The organism is Nanoarchaeota archaeon (genome assembly GCA_018897155.1).
In the GTDB taxonomy this organism is placed as follows: domain Archaea; phylum EX4484-52; class EX4484-52; order EX4484-52; family LFW-46; genus LFW-46.
Genome location: JAHILE010000050.1, coordinates 16,013 through 35,374, shown reverse-complemented (window position 1 = coordinate 35,374; position 19,362 = coordinate 16,013). Strand labels below are relative to the sequence as shown.

Below are 19,362 nucleotides of genomic sequence, written 5' to 3'. Positions count from 1 at the left end.
GATACAACGATTTGTTTTGAACAACAGCGATTTTCAAACTGTAAGAGAAGGCATGAATGCTATCGGCGCATACATAGAAAAAGAGCTATCATTTAGTTGAAAGTGTACTTAAGCACTATTTAAAACGCCACTTTAACCGGTTTTCTTTCCACTTCCTCAATTTCCAAGAACTTCTTCGGAGATTTTCCGAATGCAAAGTAGCTGCCGGGTATTGTGGTCACGAGGTTGTTGTATTCAAGAACAGAATCATTGAAAAATTGCCGTGCATAGGCAATCTTGTTCTCAATGCCTGAAAGCTCTTCCTGAAGCATTTTGAAATTCTCGTTTGCCTTAAGTGTTGGATAATTTTCAGAAAGCGCGAAAATTGACTTTAACGCACCGGCAAGCACATTTCCTGCCTTTGCCTTGTCCTGGGGAGTTTGCGCACCCATCATGGCCTTTCTGGCATCAGAAACTTCCTTAAAGACCGATTTCTCATGTTTCATGTAGCCCTTAACGGTCTCAATAAGATTTGGCACAAGATCCGCCCGCTTCTTTAATTGGACGTCTATCTGCGCCCAAGCGTTATCTATACGGTTTGAAAGAATATTGATGCGATTAAGATAGTATATTGCTATTACTACAAGCAACACAATCAAGCCTAGAATTATTGTTTCAACTGCCATAAAGTATATTGCTCATTAAAGCTTATATACTTTTAAAGTTCGACAAAAAACGGATTTAGATTAGCGTGTGCGAAATAAAACCAAAACAGAATTGCTTAAGAAACATTTGCGACAGGTTCTGCTTTCTTTGAAAATATGCTTAGCTGCGTCTGTTTTTTTAATGCGAGTGCCTGCCAGTTTTGCATATGCTCTATTGTAAAGAACAGCTTATATATACACACACAACTTTGATTGAGATTTTGATAAATAGCAATCAAGACATATGTATTGAAGAGCATATAACAAAAGAGAATGCATCATATTGATAAAAAAATAAGCGAGTCCGGAGGGATTTTCACGATTTCTTTTCTTCTTTGTAAGAAAAATAACCGATTTGAACCCTCGACCTAATGGTTTCTTTATTCGCGCAAAAGGTCAATAACTATTGCGCGCACGTCGAAGCCATTCGCTCTATCCTAACTGAGCTACGGACCCTGAATCCGTTTTTAGTTGTCGCTAGAAATATATAAATCCCTTTTAATAGTATTGAAGCAAAATTTTAATTAATCAAAATTCAATCTCATCAGCATTTATCACAGGCTCTTTAAAAACCAGGTCATCCTCAATGCGCGAGCATGCGCAGTTTACAAGAATGTCGAATTTCATGCCAAGTATTTTTTCCGGCGAAACATAATCCGCTGCGATAATATCTACAGTTTTGCCAAGCGCTTCAATTTTCTCCTTTAGAGCGAATATATCTTTTCCGCTATGCTGCCCTTTTTTCGATGACAGAAGAAGCCCTGCTTTTTTCGCTTCCCTGAATTTTATGTTAAGAAGGATGCGCTTTTTTTCAATCAGCGCCCGCTCGGATGATATGTCGATAATCGCGCCGCTTTCGACATCTACGATAAGCACTGGCTTTTTTGTTTTTTTCAGCACGCCAAGAGCATGAAATCTTCCGGAGCCAAGAAATACAAACGCATTAACGTCTTTTTCAACGGATTGCGCCGCAGCCACATCGCATCCCAAAACCTGTCCGGCGTATTTCAGAGACTTTGACTTTCCGACAAAAACTTCTTTGCCGCTTTTTTCAAGAAATTCTTTTGCTTTTTCGATATCTCCAACATATTGGACTGTTGTAATGATGCCGATTGACTTGTATTTCGAAAGCGCTGAAGCGTTTTTAAGAAGGATTTTTTCGAAATCCGCATTCATCGAATATTCAATATATGCGACAGGCACTTCACTTTTGACGCCCATCGGAGCGTGTCCTATGTGAATTATTAAATCGCAGCCGAAAGCCTTTGCCGCATAATCTGGAATGTCGCATGCACCAAAACAGGGCTCTATCCAGATGACTGTTTCGATTTTGCGCGCATCAATAGCTTTCGCAATCTCCTGCATCCGGGTTTTCAGGCCTTCCGGTGCCTGTATGAGAACGCGTTTTGGCTTGTGCGCATCAAGCGCGAGTTTAATTTCTTTTTGAGGTTTAGAACCCTCAAAAGCTTCAAGCGAGCGAAGCGGAGCGAGATGAGTTTCAAAATCGATAACCATACTAAAAGAACGTCGGGAAAATATTTAAAGGCGCTTAAAAGGAAAAATAACAAAGAATTGTTACAAATAAAATTCTTTTTGCGGAGTAAAATCGAATCCCGGACCAAAATCTAATGAAGGCCTATCGTTATGAATGTATTTGTATAATATCTCATTTATCGAACTGCCTTCTCCGAGTTGTTGTTCAATTATTCTTCTCTGAAGTTCTTCTTTGGCCAATACCATCATGCCCAGTCCAGCACCTATGCCGCTCTTTTTATCCTGTTTAAAATTCCTAAATGTATACTCTGCTTCAACAAGAGCTCCGGAATCGATCTGTTCTGCACCCCAGTCTTTAATTTTATCCATAACCCATATGTCGAGCATAGGTTCTTTTCCATCCGCCCAAAGAATATCAATATTATACTGTCCGAGTGTTTTGAAGCGATCTTTGTTTTTTCGATAGACATTATATACGTGTTCTTCTATGGCGCCGTGTATCCTTCTATCAAATATCTCGGACACTTTTGTGTCGATATAAACTATTGCATGTTTTGGTGCGCCCAGTTTATCTTCTTGAATAGTAAGAATTGGTTTGTAAAATGCCATGAAATTATTTGCAGAGAAAACTATTTAAATAAATATATTTTGTATTACCCCGGCGTAGTTAGTTATATATTCAACACATATCCGTGTTCGGACCTCAGCATTTCAACAGCTTCATTTGTCCTCTTGACTATTGCTTCATACATCGGCTGGTTTAATCCGGTATTTGGAATATTGTTAATTGACTTAATGGCGTTAAGATTGGGGTTTTCCATATGCTCTATCTTATCAATAGCCCATAAGATATAAGGCACTTTTTGCTTCGGATTTTTTTTCGCGATTTCTTCAGCACCCCGGTAATCATGCACTCCGCCCTGGTAATCCCGGGGTTCAAGCAACGAACAGGCAGAATCGAGTCCGCCTAGTTCCAGGTCCGCTTTAGTCGCATTTGGATTCACCTCATCCCCATTCCACATCCGGTGATGATGCTGTTTGCGATGCAATTCAAGAGCGGGTTGTATGTACGTATTAAAATCAACTTTCGGTTCGCGATACTGCAAAGCAAAACCTTTTATGACGGGCCATGAAAGCTTATTCCCTTCGCCTTCTAAATCGTGCGGTCTCTGAATAAACGGATAGTTTATATTCAATTTCTCTAAGTAAAACTCCACATTAAAACAATGATTCACTGAAGATACTATCCACTTTCCGACTTCCTCTTCAGTAGGTATCAATTCAAGTACGTCCATAAATCTAATGAGCGAGTTTAGCTTTTAAAGCTTGTTTTTGGCAATTAAACGAAGTTTAACAGAAATAATGGGTGCCTGTAAGTATTATTTACCGGCTTTTTTCACCGCATCGGCCACTGCAGCTGCAACACGACGGTCAAGAACTGACGGAATTATGTATTCCTCGCGCAGTTCAGAATCAGACACAAGCCCTGCAATTGCGCGCGCCGCAGCCAGCTTCATTTCTTCAGTTATCTCTTTTGCCCGCGAATCAAGCGCGCCTCTGAAAATTCCCGGAAAGCAAAGAACATTGTTTATCTGATTCGGACAGTCACTTCTGCCGGTTGCGATAACTTTAGCGCCTGCCTCTTTTGCAATCTCGGCAGTTATTTCCGGAACCGGATTTGCAAGCGCAAAAATAATCGGGTCCTTTGCCATCGATTTAACCATTTCCAAAGTCACTGTGTTTGGCGCAGAAACTCCGACAAAAAAATCCGCGCCTTTCACTGCATCGGCAAGGCTTCCCGAAAACCTGCCTTTGTTAGTAATTGCGGCAAGCTGAATCTTGTAATTATCCATATTTTCAAACCGGCCTGCGTAAATCGCGCCGCGAGAATCGCAAACAATAACGTTTTTTGCCCCTGCAAGAACAAGCAGCTTTGTAGTCGCATTTCCTGCTGCTCCAGCGCCCTGAATTACGATTTTAGCGCTTTCGATTTTTCTTTTTGTTAGCTTGAGCGCATTCAAGAGGCCTGCAAAAATGGCGATTGCTGTGCCGTGCTGATCGTCATGCATAACCGGAATGTCTAACTCTTTTTTCAGGCGCTCTTCAATCTCAAAGCATTTCGGAGAATCAATATCCTCAAGATTTATCCCGCCAAAAACAGGCGCTATTGCATGCGCAATTTTGATGATTTCCTCAATGTCCTGCGTTGCAAGGCAAATCGGAAATGCATCAACGCCTCCGAATTCCTTGAAAAGAATTGCTTTTCCCTCCATCACAGGAAGCGCTGCTTCGGGACCGATATTTCCAAGTCCAAGGACGCGCGAGCCGTCTGTCAGAATTGCGATTGTATTTCCTTTAGAAGTGTATTCGTAAACTTTTGATTTGTCTTTTGCTATTGCCGCGCTGACTGCCGCAACACCCGGTGTGTATGCTAGAGAAAGGTCTTCTTTGGTTGCCAGCGCAACTTTACTTTTGATTTCCATCTTCCCTTTTTTCTGTGCGTGCAGCTTCAGAGATTCTTCGGCGTAGTTCATAACCATCCTTTCTTCCAACATCAGTAATTCTGTGCCTTCACTTCCTGGAAACTCTGCGGGTGCAGGCACGCGGGGCATACTTTCAGCGCGTCTCGTCCTTCATGGACATATCCGCAGTTCCTGCATTTCCATTTGACTGGCGCGTCTTTCTGAAACACTTTTCCAGTTTCAAGATTTTTTAGAAGCGCGTCATATCTTTTGTGATGCTCCACTTCAACCATCGCAACATGCTTGAAGAATTCTGCGGCTTCCAGGTTTCCTTCTGCGCGCGCCGCCTTCTCGAATTCAGGGTACATTATGGTGTGCTCGTAATTCTCACCTTCAATTGCTGCTTTCAGGTTGTTTTTGGTGTCGCCGATGATGTTTGCAAGAAGCTTTGCTATTTTCTTTGCGTGCTCTTTTTCATTATCCGCAGTCTCGTCAAAAATTGCCGCAACCTGCTCAAAACCTTCTTTTCGCGCAATATTTGCAAAGAAATTGTATTTGTTGCGCGCCATGCTTTCGCCGGCAAATGCTTTCATTAAGTTTTCTTCGGTTTTTGTTTTAGCTGCCATTGTAATCGCCTCAAATATGCGCCAATTCAGGATTTCCTGCCATAACGTTCGGACTGTTCGGGATTAAGCGCATTCATGCCTTTCTCAGTTAATCTTAACCTTTGGTATCCCTTGAAGTCAAGCAATTCGATCATTTTCTCTTTAACCAGCCAATCCAGTTCGTCTTTAGATAAATATATGCTGCCGCGGAGATTGCGGCGGTATATGGATAGCTCCGGTGGTTGCCCTTTGAAATAATGCTCTTTAATATCAGTTATAATATCATTTATGCTGCGACATTCTTCAGTATCCATAATAATCAAAACGTACTCACTTCCCATTATCGCGATATCGCGATTACCGGACACTTCTCAATAGCCTCGTCGCAGTTGCATTTCTTGCACCCGTTTTCGTTTACGACATGCGCCTTTCCATCGTCTTTTAGCTCAAAAGCATCAGGACAAATCGTTATGCATAAACCGCATCCAATACACAGATTAGCGTCAATTTTTAATGCCATACATTTCACCTCCACGATATTTATCTCCCTTGTTCATATTATTTTTTCTCCTTCGCCCATTGCGCTTCGTGATGGTTTTTTCCTTCTTTTTCATTCTGCCTCACATATTTGTATATGGAACTCGCCGCAACCGCACCTTCCGCAGCAGCAGTCACAATTTGCATAAATTTATTCGAGCCGGTTGTTATATCGCCTGCCGCATAAACTCCTGATACGTTGGTTGACTGCGCGGCATCAACAATAATGAATCCAATATTATCGAATTTCACTCCGATACCCTGCACAAGAACGCTTGTCGGCATTGCCCCGATTTCAATGAAAACGCCATCAAGCGCGATTTCTTTCGTCTTGTTTGTATTCACGTCGGAAATTATTGCCGAAGAAACTAGCTTTGCTCCTTTTATTTCCTGAATAACTGAATTGAGAACGCATTCGATATTCTTGCTTTTTTTAATATGCTTAACCTGCATCGGCTCTGCCCTGAATTCCTCGCGCCGATGAATGAGATAGACTTTTTTTGTAATGTCAGAAAGATACAACGCCGCAGACGCCGCAGAATCCCCGCCACCGACTACAGCAACGGTTTTGTTTTTGAAAAGCGGCCCGTCGCAAGTCGCACAAAAAGATACTCCGCGGCCTGAAAACTCTTTCTCTCCCTTTATTTCAAGGCTCTTTGTTTCTGTTCCTGTTGCTATCAAAATGGTTTTCCCTGTATGTGTGTGATTGTACGTAGTAACATGAAAGCCGTGAGTCGCTTTTTCAATGCGCTCAACTTTTTCCTGCTTTATTTCGGCTTTGAATTTCTCAGCATGCTCTTTGAATTTCGCAGCCAAATTCATTCCGGAAATGGCAAGAATTCCGGGATAATTCTCTACGTTGTGCGCATCTGCAGTGTGCCCGCCAAGCTTTTCGTAAAGAACGAGCACCTTGAGATCGTATCTTCGCGCGTAAAGCGCAGCTGTCATTCCTGCCGGACCGCCGCCAATAACTATGAGGTCATAAAGCATGCACTTATTGACGCCTTAAAGGTTATATAGTTTTATACTATTTTTGTCGCACATTTTTCTAACGTTTCAAAAACATAGAAGAAGTTCCAAATTCCGTGAACTGGTGCCAAAGTTATCGAAATCACCAACATACGCAAATGCTATTTGAACAGAATTTTCTTTATTTCAAATTTTACATTTAGAACAACAATGAATCTATTAAACTGGCGTTATAACAAACCATTCTTTAAAATGACCTTTATTCGACAATTGACGTATAGAAACATATTTAAACATTTAGGAACAATAGTAATTACTTTATAGTAACTAGAGGTGAATGGCATGAAAATGATAAAAATGCGAGGCATGAAAGTAAAACCGCCCACACAAGCTACGCTTAGGATGCGCGCACAGCTGATAAAGCGCATTAAGGCTTTATGTGATGGAAAATAAAAAATATAACTGAAAGAGTTTAGACTATTGACAAGGATGATAAGATGAATTAGCCTAAGTATGTTGATATGTTGAAAAATCAGGAGAATTAGGATCGTATGTTAGTCATCAAAATAGAATGCTTCCTGAAGATTCTGCACAATTACTATTCCACCCCGCAATATCCGTTCCAAGCATATTAATTACCGCAGGATTTGCCGGACAAGAATTTTCAAAACTACTACAAGATATGGATCCGCTTCCGGATAGTGGAAATACGTACGCAGCTTTATCGACAATGAACGCATTGGCTGCATTGGGAACAATTTATTTTCTCGGTAAAGAAAAATCAATACCTAATAAATAAGATCTATTTTTTGAACACTAAAAAAGAATATTGAAATATCACAAAAGAATTATAAAATAATAATCACATAGGACCTAGTAATTAATCAAGTAATCAATTCTACAATCTTCAAGATATCTAAGTTTGTATGTATGCATTTTTATGGCGGTTAGTGCTGGTTGGCTGAATGGATTGCTCCACTTACACCTCCAGTCTATCGAACCCGTCTTCTACGGGAGCCAATTGCATCTCTTTTTGGGCGTGGCTTCGAGCTTAGATCAGCTTCGCGCAGGGCATGTACCCTACGCAAATATCAACTTAAGCTTGCGCTCAGTGATATTTGCGAAAACGCAAATATGCTTTCAGCTCTTATCCAGAATAGCGTGGCTATTCAGAGACCCTGTCGGATCACTGATTCACTATTGGCTACGGCCTGGAGTTCCTTTCGTACTCTCCGGACCTTGCCCTCAGATGCAAACACTTCCAACAGATAGCAACCATACTGTCTCGCGACGTATTGAACCCAGCTCACGATCCCTTTTAATCGGTGAACACCCGCACCCTTGGCTGCTTATGCACAGCCAGGTTAGGAAGAGCCGACAGCGAAGTAGCAAGCCTCCTGGTCGATCTATCTGAAGATGCTTAATCCTAAAAATCCTTTCGCAAGCTTTGCTTGCTCTAGGCTTTTTGGGTTACGCCCAAAAGCTTGCCGCGAAAGCGGCATGATTTGAGGACTCCTTTAGTTCCTCAAAATCCTTGCCGGATTATTAGGCATTTCAAAAGCCTTTCGGCATGAAATTGCATCTATATCTGTTGTATGTATTTATCTGTTTATTTGTCCTCAAACTTCAACGTTACGCATTTTGCGAAAACAGAGAAATAAGGGAAGACCAGAGTCATATCTTGAAATTGCGATGCAATTTCAAGCTTTCCAAACCTTTTCAGGTTTGTAAATACAAGAGATCAGCTATGTAGAATTTCTTCCACATTTGCCAATGAACTCTCGCAGGAGACGACTCAGTTATCCCCGGGGTAGCTTTTCTGTCATCCTTGGCCCTCAGATGGAGGGACACAAGGGTTCGCTAAACCACACTTTCGTGGCAGGATTCCTCGTTGTTCAGAATCCTATCAGGCGTCCTTTTGCTTTTGAACTCTACGGCGGGTTTCCGTTCCGCCTGAGGACACCATAGGTCACTCCTGATAAGTTGTTAGGAGTGTGCCGCCCCAGCCAAACTGCCTATCTATAAATGTCCCCTTTCGGGTAAGACGCAAATCTCCAAATGAGTGGTGTTACATCGTCGGCTCCATCTGTCCCGCAGGACAAACTTCGGCGCCTCCCACTTACGCTATACATCCAGAAACGTGCATCAATCACAGACTGCAGTGAAGCTCCACGGGGTCTTCGCTTCCCGTTGGAAGTCTTTGGACTATGCACCAAAACGTCAGGTTCACCGGGTTCCAACTTAAGACAGTGGGGATCTCGTGCCTCTTTTCATGCGGGTCGACAATTAATCGACAAGGGATTACGCTACCTTAAGATCGTCATAGTTACGACCGCCCTTGGCTGGTCTTTAGCTCCGTTGAACCGGAGTTTCAGATACCAGTAGTGGGCAAGAGTCACCGGTTATACAAGGCCTTTCGGCTTAGCAACCAGTTATGTTTTTGTTAAACAGTCGGAACCCCCTTATTACTGAGATCCACTGATCATGTCTCAAGGACATGGCAATGGACACCCCTTCTTGCGAACGTACGGGGCTAATTTGCCGAGTTCCTTAAGTTGGATTTGTCCCGAAGCACCGTTGGTTATTAACCGAGGGACACCAGTGATGGTTCTCGGTACGATTATAGATAATCCGGTTGATTCCCTTTTCATGGACTCCAAGATTCGGTCGAATCCACCATACAGCAGACCTTCAGCACTTCATCCGGTTCTCAGCATTACGCTCCTTCCCGGACTTCATACCTTAACGTGAACGATGGTTCATGTCAACTTATCTCAAAGTGTCAGAAATCAATCTAGTGTTGCCACATGTATATCTATAGCGCAGGAATATTTACCTGCTTCCCTTTCCGCAAACTCCAGTTAGGGTTTGCGTTAGGATCGGCTAACTCTTGGCTGACGAACATTGCCAAGAAACCCTGGCCCTTACGGCGGTAGAGATGTTCGCTCTACTTTTTACTATTACTACTGGTAGGATTCTCATTATTGCGCGGTCCATAGGACCTTACAGCCCTACTTCTACCCACGCACTACGCCTCTCTACCCATGTACTCTCTAACGAAGAGTATGCGAAAGTGTCGGCAATATGCTTGAGCCCCGTCCATTTACGGCGCCCTGATTCTCGGTAGGTCCGCTGTTACGCGTTGCTTAGATGGTGGCTGCTTCTAAGCCTACATCCCTACTGTCTGAGAACCAGAACAACCTTAGTCACACTTAGCATATATTTTAGGGCCTTAACTTTCGTCAGGGTTGTTTCCCTCTAGCATATTTAGCTTACCCAAATACACTCACTCCGGAGGTCTACAGTGATACTCGCTTCGGAGTTTGACAAGGAGTCGATCCCTTTCGGAACCTAAACCCCTAATCAGTAGCTCTACACAAGCATCTTCCTCGCTCCAGGCTGGGCTATGGCCCATTTCGAGAGGAACCTGCTATTTCTGGACTCGATTGGCTTTTCACCCCTATTCCAAGGTCACCCGAAGGGTTTCCACAACCGGATTCGAACCTCCACACTCCTTTCGAAGTGCTTCATTCTGCCCTGGAATAGATCGTCCAGATTCAGGTCATACTCAAGTGACTTCTCGCGCTTTCACACGACGCCCCTCGCCCTTGCGGGTTGCGGACATTTGGTTTCCCTTAGGCTCCCTCTTTGAGTTAACCTTGCCACTTAAATACACTCCCTACCTCTTTTTTCGAAACGCACGCCATGACACTGTTCTTGCGAACTTTCATGCCATGACAGACTATTACCACATAGTTTCAGACTCTTTTCAGCGCCTGTTACGGCTGCTTTTCAACTTTCCGTCGCCGTACTAAGTTCTCTATCGGACTCAAGTTATGTTTAGGCTTGGAGGCATCTGACCCCCGTCTTCATGCAAGAATCTCAACTTACACTACTCTTTCTAGGCTATACCTTTCACAATTTCGCTTACGAGGCTTTCACTCTCTTTGGCAGAGGCTTTCCAGCCCACTTCAGCTATTGTACGAAGGTAATGTCGCCTAGGCTACATCTCGACTGCATTTCTGCAGAAGATTCGGCTTGGCCTGTGCTGCTTTCGGTCGCCCTTACTAACAGCATCTCAATTGATTTCTTTTCCTGCCGGTACTAAGATGATTCAATTTCCAGCGTTCCCTCTCGTTTCCGAGTGCCTTTCGGCCAGATAATCTGATTCAGGAATCCGTGCATCAAAGGCTACTTGCGCCTACACACGGCTTATCGCAACTTGTTGCGCCCTTCATCGGTTCTTGAGCCAAGTCATCCACTACGTGGCTTGGTGCATACATACAAATTCCTTAATCTTGAAAAATTTAATTCTTTCGAATGAATTTAATTTTCATGACTAATTTACTAGGTCCTATGCTGAATCATGCGAATTTCCGGCGCGTTTCGCGCTAGAAACCCTCTTCACCATTCCCGAAAAAATCAGGAACAGCCGATAACATTTTCCGCGTTTTGACGCGCTGGAAAATGATAAATATAAAATCAATTATAGTTCATACCGCGAAATCTTAACGATTCTTGATCCTTACAAGGTTCCGCAATAATTGAGTTATTATCCTTATGCAAGTTAACTTGTTCGCCACATTTTCCTGGACAATCATGAATGCCATAACTGTGATTATTGTTTATGTATTCTCTAGGCATTTCAAATACTGTTTTGTGGCCAGTAGCACATACGTATGTTATATTAAACAAATTCTCTACTTCCTCCACAGTACATCCAATGCCTCTAAAGGTAGCCATAAAATCATCTTTGCTAACTCAATACGGTTTTCGTCAAATACGTTACTTAATGGCGAAAAATCCGTTCGCAACGACTTATGAACTATGAACCGCGTTGCTCTCGGCTTTTTTGTTTTGCCAATACTTTTGGCGAATGCAAACAAAAAATGGACTCTGCGCGATTCGAACGCGCGGCCTCTGCCTTTCGCGAGCCGCATCGATAATTTGCGCTGGGCTGTGCAAGGGCAGCGATCTACCAGCTGATCTAAGAGCCCGTTATTTTCTTTGAAATCCATTTTTAGTTGAGATCTTAAAAATCCGAAGATTTTCAAGCCTTTCAAATTCTTGCGAATTTGAAAGAGGCGAAACTCTTGATTAGTCGCGTGTCATGAAAATCCTTGCGAATTTTCAAGCTTTTTGAGTTCTTACGAACTCAAAAAAGCGACTGATAACTCTGTGTCTGACAATTATTTGTCAGACGGCTTGGAGGTGATCCAGCCCCACCTTCCGGTAGGGCTACCTTGTTACAACTTAACCCTTCTTACCAAATTCGGATTCTAACCTACCACAGGGCAGGGCATCATCCAAACTCGATTCAAATGGTTTGATGGGCGGTGTGTGCAAGGAGCGGGGACGTATTCGACGAAAGATGCTAACATTCGCCTACTAGGGATTCCGGCGTCATGAGGGTGAGTTGCAACCCTCAATCTGTACTGAGACAAGGGTTCAGGGATTAGCTCCTCCTTTCGGAGTTGCATCCTATTGTCCTTGCCATTGGCGCCCGCGTGTAGCCCAGGGGATTCGGACCATACTGACCTACCGTTGACCACTCCTTCCTCCCATTTAGCACGGGCAGTCCCGCATGAGTGCGCCGCTTCCGAAGAAACAGTTGGCAACATACGGCGTGGGTCTCGCTCGTTACCTGACTATCTGTCAAGTTAAAAGCTTCGATAATTAATCCAAACCCTTATTAGGTATACGCGTTTACTCTCTTGCTTATTTTTTATTTTTCTTGATATACACTATTTTGGGTGTTGAAGCTTCCATGGTGATGTCATTTTTGCTGCACCACGACCTGTTAACAGGACACCTTTACCGGAGCCTTTCTTAAGATCATGGAAATTCTTGCGAATTTCCAAGCTTTTTGAGTTTCTTAGAAACTCAAAAAAAGGCTTAGTAAAAGCTCTCGCGGCACGAGCTGACGACGGCCATGCAATACCTCTCAGCGCGTCAGGTAAGCCCTTCAGACTGACCATCATACTGCTGTCACCCCTGGTGAGGTTCCCGGCGTTGAGTCCAATTGAACCGCAGACCGCACCCCTTGTGTGCTCCCCCGCCAATTCCTTTAAGTTTCAGCCTTGCGACTGTACTTCCCAGGTGGCCCGCTCAATGGCTTCCCTACGGCACTGGAAGAAGTCTAGCAACTTCCAATACCAAGCGGGCATCGTTTACAGCGAGGACTACGGGGGTATTTAGTCGCGCTAGCGAATAAATGAGCAACGCTAGTTGCGAAATCTAATCCCCTTTGCTCCCCTCGCTTTCATTCCTCACCGTCGGATCCGTTCTAGCCTGGCGCCTTCGCCACAGGTAGTCCCTTTAGGATTACAGGATTGTAAATTGCGAAGCAATTTGCAATACAGCAAAGCTTGCTTTGCGAAATTTTACCCCTACCCTAAAAGTACTCCAGGCTCCTCCCGGTCCCAAGCTTGCCAGTATCTCCTGCACGCCTGATAGTTTTCTATCAGATTTCACAGAAGACTTAACAAACCGGCTACGAATGCTTTAGACCCAATATACGTGATCACCACTTGTGGAGCCGTTATTACCGCGGCGGCTGGCAACGGTCTTACCCCCCACTTATTCCACTAGCGATTTGGACTAATGAAAAGCCAACACAGTGTGCTGGCACTTAGAGTTCCCCCGTCACACTTTCGTGCATTGCGGAGTTTTCCCCCCTGCTGCGCCCCATAGGGCCTGGATTCGTGTCTCAGAATCCATCTGGAGGCTACCACTTTCATGGCCCCTAAGGATTATTGGCATGTCAGGTCATTACCCTAACATCGACCTAATCCTCCGCAGTCCAATCTTTAGGCGCCGAAGCTTTCGTCAATAAACCGTTCCAGGCATAATTGACTATGGCGTATTCATCTCAGTTTCCCAAGGTTATTCGCCACCTAAAGGGATGTTAACTACGTGTTACTCAGCCGTTCGCTCTGGTTTTACCCAGGAACTCGCATGGGTTAGTGGAACTCTAATAGCGGTGATCTCCGGCAGGATCAACCGGAATTAATACCATTCATAATTTCAAAAAAGAAATTACAAACTTTTCAAGTCCGCTATAGTGTACTTGAAAATAATCGCAACTAAATTTTTCGATAACGAAAACTTTAGAAGGATTAGGCAGAAGAGTTATATATCAAGAGTTTCGCCTTCTTTTAACCAATGAATTTCAAAGGTTATTGGGCATTTGAGGTTTGGTTGCCTCAAAAGCTTGGCACGATAGTGCCAAGAAATAAATTGCCCGTCTCAACGCAGAAAGTGCTTGCGACAAGTTCGAAAAATGCGTGTCTCCTTTCGGCTCGACTTTTACGGCAAAACGAACATAATCCGTTTTGCATATTTTCCAATTACGGAAAAATATCAACTGTCATGAAAATCATTACTGATTTTCAAGCCTTTGTAATTTTCGCTCCATGCATAACATGAGCTCAAATATTCAAAGTAAATAATCAGCTGCGGTTTCGCGCCGATAGCTTCTGAATTGCACCAAAAATGCAATTCAATGTAAAACTCGTTTAGAACATCACGCTATCCGTTCTAGAGCACCTATTTTTTAAGTGTGTTAAAGTATTTAAAGCTTTGCTTTAAAGCTTCGAGTTTTAGCGAAGCAAAACGATATGATTTAAAGCTTTCGTTTAATTTGCACAAAATCTACCGAATTTTAGGCATTCGAAAGATGCATTCGGTTGCAATTTCTTCCGGAGCCTTTTTCGCAGTGTTCATTGCAACCCCATAATCGATGCGCGAAACCAAAAAATAAACTTCGCGTACGCGTTTTTCGCCGATTTGGGCTTTATTGCTTCTTTTTTTGTCTCGTAAAATGCATTCATTCAGTGTAGCCTTTAATGTAAATGTGTAATTATTAAAAGGAATGTTTTTGATGAGATGTTCTGCCTGCGATTTATGATAAAAACATCCGTCAAAAACAACGATTTTACCGTTTTTGAGATTTTTAAGTGCCTCGGGTATCGCAATTTCGTTGGCTTTTATGAAATTACGTGCTTTTATACACGTTCCTTCGATTTTGTCAAGGTTATTTTCGCGCATGATTTTGTCAAAAGAAATGTATGTTCCGCCAAGGCGCGCAGCCAGTTTTTTCGCGACAGCAGTTTTTCCAACGCCTGCAGGGCCGCGGATTATGACAAAATAGCACATACTCAGAATAGGATTTGGAATTTTATATTCTGCGAAGTTGAGGATATTTTTTCGCGTGCGATTCGCCACAACACATTTCGAGAGGAACCTGCTATTGCTGGACTCGATTGGCATTGAATCGAAGCGCGCCATTTAAGAAAATATTTATTTATCAACAACGGGTGCTTCTTTGTAATGTTTTTCCACGTACGCTAATTTTTTCTTTGGATCTCGCTCACGCAGTATTTCTCTTGGAAGTCCAGGTCCTTCATAAACTTTCGCATGTATTAAATCGATTACAACTTTCGAGTCTCCCATACCCACGGGATGGATCCCCATAGATTCTCCAATACCGGGATAAGTAACATTTTCGGACCCCTGATATTTTCCAACTTTGTTTTCATACTCCATCTTCATCCAAGGCCGTTTAATGCCTGAATTCGGATCAGTATCAATAATTACAAACCCATTAGAGGTTTTAAATTTTTCTATTTTTTCTGTCATGCAGATTACCTCTTTAGTATTGTTATCCACCATATAAATACTTTTCTTTTTCGGCACTTCAAAATCAGATTCATGTTTTCGTAATTCGGTTTAAATTTTCGCAAAGCTCGCGCTAAAAAGAAAAAAATCCGCGGTTAAATTTAACCGCGATGTATCTTAACCGATTCCGGAGTTATAACAAGAAAATCCTCATCAACTCCTGCGATATCGCCGTTGACTGCTATGCAGGTTTTTCGCAATCGATCGACAGCTCTTTTTAACTCAGTCATGTCCTTGTCCTTGAGCGGCTTTATCTTAACAAAAATTATGTTGTTCTGCCTTATGTCCTGCTGAATCAATTCACTATCAGCAAAATCTGTAAGGGTTCTTATCTTTATCAAGTGTTTTCCGTCCGACCCGCCATCGGCATTATCCACTTCAATGTAATCCACATCGTCGCTTATATTTTCCTCTTTCTTAAGCCTTTCCAAAAAACCGCGTACAACCATATTTTTCACCTTATGCATATTTAAAAAATCCTTTCGTTTCGCTCCAGGCTTTTGAACCTTCGGTTCAAAATATCCGGAACGATAGTGACGGTATATTTTTCACCAATAATTACAATATTGCTTGCTGAATATTATTAGTCGCTTTAATTTATATATCTTTGTTACGTAGCATCAATGCTTGCCGAAAATGATTTTTCACCATTTTTGGCAAAAAATTCAATTACACATCCACTTCAGATTCGATTGCTTCAAGCATGCTTACCAAATTCCATATCTGCGTTCGAGTATATGACTGAATATTAGGATCATTACTGATTTCATCAAGCATAGAAACAGTCGTATTTATTTTTGTCGGAAGATTTTCTTCAGTGCGCGCCAATTCTTTTCTGGCGTCATCTATTACGCTGCGCACGTTTCTTGGAACTTTCCTGTCGCATGAAAGCTCGTGCAATAATTCGATAATCTGTGTTATATCCGCTTCTTGAACCATAAAATCCACCGTTGAAAAGATTCATTTAAAAATCACTACCCATTTATTCCCTAAAAAGAAACTAAGAATTAATGATTAAGAAGCTTTAAATCCTTTAAGCGCCCGAAAAATTTAGAAAACCAAATTACTTTCGTTTTTTCTTGCGTCTTTTCTTCGGTGATGTTTTTCTTTTTGTAGCAGATTTTTTGGTTTCTCGTACAACTGCTGAAGTTTTTTTCTCATTTGCGATATTATCTTGAGCCGTTTCCGGTTTTTTGTCTTTCAGCTGAAGATAAACATCAGTTGTAAATCCATTGCTAAAAAGATTTGCTATTGAAAGACCCACCACAGAAATTGCTCCAGTCATAATGATCAATAGAAGATTTCCTCCAAAAAGAGCGAATATGAATGGAATAAAGAATGCTACAACAATTACTGAAGATATAAGTATGATTACGATAATTGAAACGAGCACCTCTTTCCAACCATCTTTTAAAAGCAAATAAGAATTTCTTATGGACTCCACAACCCCTTTTTCAGCAATTACGACTTCCTGATATGCGAAAAAAACCACAAGCGAGAACAAAACGCTTAAAATCCATCCAAAAAACATTATGGACTCAAGCACAAGCGAAACAAGAATTATGGCGATTGTAAGGTTTATCAATGGCAACATTCTTCCGCCAAGTAGATTAATGCTTTTAATAACCCCTTCTTTTGAATCCCTTATTGTATAATTATGTATGAATGCGCCTTTAACCAAAATCGAAAGAACTGCGGAAAGGGAAATAACAAATGCAAAAAGAATGGAAATAAGCAACAAATTGCCAGCATAATTCGGAATTAGTTGTGCCATATTGACAAACGGCACGGTTTTTGTTGGAAGGTAAGATAAAAAAGATATCAATGAAAAAAATATCGCAAAACAAGATGTGGCTATGACCGAAAACATCACAGAAATTCTTCGGGCATCAGAAGAAAAAGAAAATGCGTTATTTAGCGCGGTTTTAAGCTTAATTTTTAAGCACATAATATATATTGGTTAAGGATGTATATAAGCGTTTATCAAAGTTGTATAAAACGCATATATATTTTGCAGTTTCAGGTAATACGATGAAAACACAGGCAATAATTTTCTCAGGAATGGCCGGCTCCGGAAAATCGAGTTTGGCACGCGCCATCGCCTCAAAATACGGGCTAAAATACGTCTGCGGCGGCGACATTCTAAAAGAAATGGCAAAAGAAGAGGGCTACAAAATCACGGGCAACGACTGGTGGGAAACTGCGGATGGTATAAAATTCCTTTCGCAAAGAAAAAAGAATTTTGAATTTGACAAGCGGCTTGATAAACATATGATTGCAAAGGCAAAAAAAGGCGGCTTTGCAATGACTTCGTGGGCAATCCCCTGGCTTGGCGCACCTGGAATAAAAATCTGGGTTGATGTAACTCGGGAAGTGCGCGCGAAACGCATTTTGGGCAGAGACGGAATTCCGTATACTGAGGCGCTGGAACTGGTGAGGACGCGCGATAAAGAGAATGTCGCGCTTTACAAAAAAATGTATGGCTACACGCTTGGACGCGACTTGGATGTTTTTGATTTGGTCCTTGATGCGAATGTGAAGGGGGTTGAGGAATTGGTGAAGGAGATTGTAGGATTTTTGGAGAAGAAAAATATACAAAAAAATAAATAGACTTCAGATAATTAAATTTTGGAAACAAAACAGATTTCGGAATTATGGCTTATAAACAACTTTTTGCCCACATTCTTTAAATGGCATGATTACGCGCCGCTCACCTTTTTTGACTATTCCCAGTTCAATAACCTTAGTGTCATATTTCTCTCCGGATTGAATTATGTCTTCACGAGATTCTTTTGGTGCAATAGCCACTAATCCGGCGCCCCAGTTCCAAACATAATAATTCTCTCTATTGGTCAGATTAAATCTTTCGCTTGGTGAAACTGTCTTATTATATGCTTTTCCGAGCATTACCAATTCGTTAAACACACCCATAGCTTCTGTATCTGCAGAATTTGGAACATGATGTATCTCATAATCATACGGCAGTTTAGTTCTTGCTATTTTCTCCCATGCATGTCCTGTTATCGGCTGAAGAAAATGAAGTTCTATTTCCCTAGCTTGCATTTCGCGGACAGACCTCTGATAGATTATTGTTGGATTAAGTAGCTTCTCTCCAATAGTTGAGCCATCTTCTGTTTCTGTGAAATATCCATCTTTTGTCATCTCACATATTTTTCTTGCCTTGCTGACGCCGTTTGCATGTATACCAGAACTTTCTAATGTAAATATTATATCTCCTTCTTTTATATTGTATCCAGTTATAAGTCTATCGGCATCCACCACGCCGAAACTTGCACCTGCAAGATCAACTGTATCTGCTTCAACAATACCCTTTAATTCAGGGGTCTCACCCTGCGGTATTGAAAAGCCATTTTCATCTGCAGCATCTCTATATCCCTGAAGCAAGCAACGGATTTTTTCATTATCCGAAAGATAACTTGAATTTCCTACGCTAATCATGTCAAGATATGCAAAAACATCTGCACCAATGCCATTAGCATCATTGACAGACATTGCGGACGTATCCATACCAATTTTCCTAAAAGCATCCCGTATTTCAAATTCATTAGCAATTTTTGTTTTATCAAAAATAACTTGTTTGTACATATTCTCCGGGATCTTATTTTTAGTTCCGAGGCCTTCGATATTTCCAACTAGAATGTTGTTGGGATTCTTCATTTTACGCGTATCGAATGCTATAGCGGTTGCACCTAATGTTTGCGGAACAATTTTTATGCCAAGTCGCTGTTCAGGATACGCTAGCGTTGGCCCGAAAAGTTCTAATGCCATTCGTTTTACAGGATCCAATGCGGCATAATCTACAAAAGAAGAATAATCGATTCCGGAATTTTTTGGAGCCATAAAAGTCTAATTGAATATATATCGCTAACGTTTAAAAGCTTTGAATTATCAGTAATCAACAGTAGTGAATTA

The 19,362-nt window shown here is 41.8% G+C and carries 18 protein-coding genes, 2 tRNA genes and 2 rRNA genes; 2 read left to right on the top strand and 20 right to left on the bottom strand.

Features of this window, described 5'->3' with window-relative positions; genetic code table 11:
• Nucleotides 1-119: 119 nt before the first annotated feature.
• The 10 genes from KKB09_06985 to trxB form a co-directional block, all read right to left on the bottom strand.
• Nucleotides 120-665, bottom strand: coding sequence for a LemA family protein (locus KKB09_06985; GenBank protein MBU4300930.1), 546 nt, complete (start codon nt 663-665; stop codon nt 120-122).
• Nucleotides 666-982: 317 nt separating this feature from the next.
• Nucleotides 983-1,139: transfer RNA gene (locus KKB09_06980), tRNA-Arg, on the bottom strand.
• 72 nt (nt 1,140-1,211) lie between these two features.
• On the bottom strand, nt 1,212-2,198 hold the full coding sequence (dph2, locus tag KKB09_06975; GenBank protein ID MBU4300929.1) for a diphthamide biosynthesis enzyme Dph2: 987 nt from the start codon (nt 2,196-2,198) through the stop codon (nt 1,212-1,214).
• Nucleotides 2,199-2,258: 60 nt separating this feature from the next.
• Nucleotides 2,259-2,786, bottom strand: a complete 528-nt coding sequence (locus KKB09_06970) for a hypothetical protein (GenBank protein MBU4300928.1) — start codon at nt 2,784-2,786, stop codon at nt 2,259-2,261.
• Nucleotides 2,787-2,848: 62 nt separating this feature from the next.
• A complete protein-coding gene (locus KKB09_06965; protein MBU4300927.1) occupies nt 2,849-3,472 on the bottom strand; it encodes a hypothetical protein in 624 nt (207 codons plus the stop codon).
• Between the two features lie 84 nt (nt 3,473-3,556).
• Nucleotides 3,557-4,711, bottom strand: coding sequence for an NAD-dependent malic enzyme (locus KKB09_06960; GenBank protein ID MBU4300926.1), 1,155 nt, complete (start codon nt 4,709-4,711; stop codon nt 3,557-3,559).
• 20 nt (nt 4,712-4,731) lie between these two features.
• A complete protein-coding gene (locus tag KKB09_06955; GenBank protein MBU4300925.1) occupies nt 4,732-5,265 on the bottom strand; it encodes a rubrerythrin family protein in 534 nt (177 codons plus the stop codon).
• Between the two features lie 26 nt (nt 5,266-5,291).
• Entirely contained in the window at nt 5,292-5,558 is a 267-nt protein-coding gene (locus tag KKB09_06950; protein MBU4300924.1) for a hypothetical protein, read from the bottom strand.
• Nucleotides 5,559-5,584: 26 nt separating this feature from the next.
• Nucleotides 5,585-5,764, bottom strand: a complete 180-nt coding sequence (locus KKB09_06945) for a ferredoxin (GenBank protein MBU4300923.1) — start codon at nt 5,762-5,764, stop codon at nt 5,585-5,587.
• A 38-nt stretch (nt 5,765-5,802) separates the two neighbouring features.
• The gene (gene trxB, locus KKB09_06940; protein ID MBU4300922.1) at nt 5,803-6,771 is read right to left on the bottom strand and encodes a thioredoxin-disulfide reductase; all 969 of its coding nucleotides are present in this window, start codon (nt 6,769-6,771) and stop codon (nt 5,803-5,805) included.
• Nucleotides 6,772-7,321: 550 nt separating this feature from the next.
• Between trxB and KKB09_06935 the strand changes: the two genes are divergently transcribed.
• Nucleotides 7,322-7,549 (top strand): hypothetical protein, encoded by a 228-nt coding sequence (locus tag KKB09_06935; protein ID MBU4300921.1) that lies wholly within the window; start codon nt 7,322-7,324, stop codon nt 7,547-7,549.
• Between the two features lie 128 nt (nt 7,550-7,677).
• Here the strand turns inward: KKB09_06935 and KKB09_06930 are convergent.
• The 9 genes from KKB09_06930 to KKB09_06890 all read right to left on the bottom strand — a co-directional run bounded on the left by KKB09_06930 (nt 7,678) and on the right by KKB09_06890 (nt 17,377).
• Nucleotides 7,678-11,036, bottom strand: a 23S ribosomal RNA gene (locus KKB09_06930).
• Nucleotides 11,037-11,232: 196 nt separating this feature from the next.
• Nucleotides 11,233-11,493, bottom strand: coding sequence for a hypothetical protein (locus KKB09_06925; GenBank protein ID MBU4300920.1), 261 nt, complete (start codon nt 11,491-11,493; stop codon nt 11,233-11,235).
• A gap of 147 nt (nt 11,494-11,640) precedes the next feature.
• Nucleotides 11,641-11,747, bottom strand: a tRNA-Ala gene (locus tag KKB09_06920).
• Between the two features lie 209 nt (nt 11,748-11,956).
• A 16S ribosomal RNA gene (locus tag KKB09_06915) occupies nt 11,957-13,759 on the bottom strand.
• The 16S and 23S rRNA genes sit together here with 1 tRNA gene alongside, the layout of an rRNA operon.
• Before the next feature lie 644 nt (nt 13,760-14,403).
• Nucleotides 14,404-14,907 (bottom strand): AAA family ATPase, encoded by a 504-nt coding sequence (locus KKB09_06910; GenBank protein MBU4300919.1) that lies wholly within the window; start codon nt 14,905-14,907, stop codon nt 14,404-14,406.
• A 144-nt stretch (nt 14,908-15,051) separates the two neighbouring features.
• Entirely contained in the window at nt 15,052-15,390 is a 339-nt protein-coding gene (locus KKB09_06905) for a hypothetical protein (protein ID MBU4300918.1), read from the bottom strand.
• A gap of 140 nt (nt 15,391-15,530) precedes the next feature.
• Complete coding sequence (locus KKB09_06900) at nt 15,531-15,878, bottom strand: cell division protein SepF (GenBank protein MBU4300917.1); 348 nt, start codon at nt 15,876-15,878, stop codon at nt 15,531-15,533.
• A gap of 220 nt (nt 15,879-16,098) precedes the next feature.
• Entirely contained in the window at nt 16,099-16,368 is a 270-nt protein-coding gene (locus KKB09_06895; GenBank protein MBU4300916.1) for a UPF0147 family protein, read from the bottom strand.
• A gap of 124 nt (nt 16,369-16,492) precedes the next feature.
• Complete coding sequence (locus tag KKB09_06890) at nt 16,493-17,377, bottom strand: hypothetical protein (GenBank protein MBU4300915.1); 885 nt, start codon at nt 17,375-17,377, stop codon at nt 16,493-16,495.
• Between the two features lie 83 nt (nt 17,378-17,460).
• On the opposite strand from KKB09_06890, the gene KKB09_06885 reads away from it, so the two are divergent.
• The gene (locus KKB09_06885) at nt 17,461-18,039 is read left to right on the top strand and encodes a cytidylate kinase family protein (GenBank protein ID MBU4300914.1); all 579 of its coding nucleotides are present in this window, start codon (nt 17,461-17,463) and stop codon (nt 18,037-18,039) included.
• Nucleotides 18,040-18,081: 42 nt separating this feature from the next.
• Here KKB09_06885 and KKB09_06880 read toward each other — a convergent pair whose 3' ends face one another.
• Nucleotides 18,082-19,290, bottom strand: a complete 1,209-nt coding sequence (locus KKB09_06880) for a hypothetical protein (protein ID MBU4300913.1) — start codon at nt 19,288-19,290, stop codon at nt 18,082-18,084.
• Nucleotides 19,291-19,362 lie beyond the last annotated feature (72 nt).